Raw genomic sequence first — 3,707 nt, 5'->3', positions numbered from 1 at the left:
TGGCGATCGAGAGCGAGACCCTGGTGCACCTCGATGGCAGCAACGAAACGCTCCTGCAAGAGACCCGGCGCAGCTACCACGAACTGCCCGGCGATGCGTTCCTGCACGGCCGCCCGGTCACTCAGCAAACCACCCTCAATGGCAAGACCAGCACGACCTCCTATCAGTACGAAAGGCTGTCCAGCGCACTGGCTGGAGAAACTGTGCTGAAAACCACTGAACTGTTCGCCGGTTTTGACGGTATCCAGAAAGCGATGTCAAAGCAGCACTCGCTAATCACTGGTGAAACGGTGCTCTCCACTGACCTCGACGGCGTAGAACTGCTACGTCAGTATGACGCGCTGGGGCGGGTGACCAGGGAAATCGTCTCACCGAATTTTCCTGATGTTAAAGGCGAGCGCATCTACACCTACAGCCTGACTTCGGCCGACGGTCAACAGGCGTCACAAAGCGTCACGGAAGTCAGTGGCGTGACGAGCTGCACCCGTTTCGACGGTCAGGGGCGAGTGATTTACCAGGATTACGCTGAGAAAACGGAAACACCTCGGCAGGTTTTTGCAGCCAACTATGATGCGCTGGACAACCGTGTCGAAGAAACCCGCTACGACTGGCTCGATGGACAATCCATCCCGTTGCGCCAACAGTTCGAGTACGACGCCTGGGGCGTCGTCTGTCGTACCATTAATCCGGACAGTAGCGTGAGCAATCTCTTGTGGTCGCCTTTTGGCAGGAAGGGGCCGATCGAATACAGCTGGCTGGAGACAGCAGGCGCTCAGTCAACGATCACTATCAGTAACCTGACAGGGAGCGAGTACAACGATTTCGGCAAGGTTGATCGTGTTGAACGACTGGACGCGCAGCCATTGATCGAACTGTGCCGCCAGGAACCCGCGCGCTCGGTGATCGAGCACCTCAAGCAACTACTGAAGGATGCCGGATTGCCCTCCGTTGGGGTCGCTCGCTTTCACTACGACGGCAAGAGCAATTGCGTTCAACAAGACGAGCTGTACGATGATATCGAGAGCTCGACGCACTTTGCCTACGATGCGTGGAATCGTGTGGAGGCAACTAGGCTCGCCGACAACACCGTAATCCAGCGAGAGTTCGCAGAGCAAAGTATTGACCAGCAGGTCACTCGCTTGAACGTCAAACCCAACTCTGCCCCCGAAGTGACGGTCGGCCAGCAAAAATTTGACAGTCTCTTGCGCCTGACTGAAGTGAGCATCGGCGACTCGGATAACCCGCGAATCGAGCAATATCGCTACACAGGTTCGCAAATGCAGCCAAGCCAGCGCATCACCCCGCTGCAAACGTTCGACTATACATACAAGCCCGAACTGACCCGGCAGCCGACAACCATCAAAGCGGGCGAAGATCAGCCGGCGACGTACGTCTATGACCCCAAGACCGGGGGCATCGTCAAAGCCACCAATAACCAGGGACTTCGTGCTTACCGCTATACCCCTGGCGGCCAACTGGAGCATGAAAGCTGGACCGATACAGACGACAACACGATGGAGACCCACTACGTCAACTCCCTCCTGGGGCGGCAGCTCAGCCGCAGCATCACCGGTGGCCTGGATACCGTGCACACCTATGACGAATACGGACGAGTGAGTTCGGTCACCCAGGGCAAGTTGAAAGCCGATTTCGAATACAATGCGCTGGGGCAGGTTCAGCGTACCACCAGCCGAAACGAAGTAACGGGCGTCACGCTGGTCGCTGATGTGCAATACGACACTCAGGGTCGCGAAGTTGAACGTATCCTGAACGTCAGCCATCAACCACCCTTCACCATCACCCAGACCTGGCAGGGCGACAACCAGCTCAAAAGCCGCCACCTTAGCGCGGACGGGCGCAGCCTGCTCACCGAAGAGTTCGTGTATGACCAGCGCAACCGACTGGTGCATCACAAGTGCTCGGGCACCCAAAAACACCTGCCGCAGGATGCTTATGGCAACTCGATTGTCAGCCAGGTGTTCACGTTTGATGCGCTGGACAATGTTCAACGCGTGGTCACGCAATTCGAAAACGGGCTCAGCGATGTCGCGCGATTCTTCTATATCGATGAAGACTTCCCCGACCGCCCCAATGATCCTTGTCAGCTAAAGAAAATTACTCACACCTACACTGACGGCGGCTATTCCCCCAGCCAGACATTCGAGTACGACGCCAACGGCCATATGCTCAATGACGAAGCCAACAGGCGCATGGTCTACGACAACCAGGGTCGCCTGATTGCCGTCAAGGATCCGACGGGCCAGCAAACCCTGATGACCTACCGCTATGACGGGCACAACCATCTGGTGGGTGTTCGTCGGGGCAACGAAAGCGAAACGCTGCGCTTTTACCAGGGCTACAACCTCAGCCACACTCGCCAGGATACGACGCACATACAATACCTGTTCGATGGCAATCGCCCACTGGGTCAGCAGCAAGTGGATGATCACGCCCAGACGATGCTGCTGATGACGGACGGCAGCCCGAATGTCATTGGCGAATGCTTGCAATCGGGTGTCAACACGGCGGTCTACAACGCCTACGGTGTACGCAGCAGCAGCGAAGGCGAAATGCGCAGTCTGCTGGCGTTCAACAGTGAGGTGTGCGAGGAGGTCATTGGCTGGTACTTGCTGGGTCGCGGCTATCGTGCCTACAACCCGAACCTGATGCGCTTTCACAGCCCTGATTCGTTCAGCCCGTTTGGCTCGGGCGGGCTCAACCCTTATGCCTATTGCCTGGGAAACCCCATTACATTCCGTGATCCGAGCGGTCATCGTGCAACTTACACGCGCCCGGATAACCCCGGATACATCGATCCCATCGAACAACCTAAAGGGACATCGTTACTTGGAAAAATAGTCAGTATTCTTGGTTTTGTTGCCATTGCCGTAGCTGCAATCGCCGCCGCCATCTTTGTTCCCGCCGCCGGATGGGTTTTCGCTGCTTTGGTGATCGGTGCAATCATTACATCGATAGGTGCCGCCGTCGCCACGTACGGAACTATTGCTGACGATGAAACAGCTTTTTACGTTGGCTCAGGTCTTACAATTCTTGGGGGTTTAATTAGCGGGGCCGCGTTTTTTAGCAGGGGTAATCCGGATAACCCCGATAAACCTAGCCCTCCACCAAGCCAAAGTGGAAGTAACGATTCTGGTTCATCAGGCCCGAATTCTAACTACATACGCAATATAGAAAACTTAACAGATGAAAGCGCACTTGGTCGCCAACAGGGGCCAGGCCGTCAAAATTCAATCTACGTTAGTGATTCTGACGAGTCGGATTTTAACCAATTCACCGACAACCTTAGTCAACGCAGTAATTCATTGCCCAATATTTTGCCTAGTAACAATGACAATCAATCAATACAGCCCGACATTACACCCGCTGCCCCTGCCCCCGCACTACGACGTTCGTCTATACCGAATATTTTCCCTAAATCCAAACGAAATTCAAAAGGAGAATGGATTGTAGATCTCCAGAATAGGATTTTTACGACAGATGGTCCAACTCGAAAATAATCTACTTTATTTTTAGCCCCCACCACTAACGTCAAGTCTCTCACACGAGCGTGCAACCACTTACAGGTTGCACGTTCCCTTACTGCCACTATCTTAAACTCAACGCCCCTCCGCAAACACCTTTCAGCATTTCTCTCGAATCAATTTCAACATAAATTCAACTGAGAGTTCTCTCATATCCCTCCCCCC

At 54.4% G+C, this 3,707-nt stretch carries 1 protein-coding gene; it reads left to right on the top strand.

Going from position 1 to position 3,707, the window contains the following annotated elements:
- The first annotated feature begins 23 nt into the window (after positions 1 to 23).
- Positions 24 to 3,518 carry an RHS repeat-associated core domain-containing protein gene (locus tag KGB07_RS29615; protein WP_223466912.1) on the top strand — a complete coding sequence of 1,165 codons (3,495 nt, stop codon included), beginning with the start codon at positions 24 to 26 and terminating at the stop codon, positions 3,516 to 3,518.
- Positions 3,519 to 3,707 lie beyond the last annotated feature (189 nt).

The organism is Pseudomonas sp. GL-RE-26 (assembly GCF_019956275.1).
Classification (GTDB): Bacteria; Pseudomonadota; Gammaproteobacteria; order Pseudomonadales; family Pseudomonadaceae; genus Aquipseudomonas; species Aquipseudomonas grandcourensis.
Note: the sequence above shows the minus strand (reverse complement) of the source record. Positions and strands in the feature narration are given on the sequence as shown.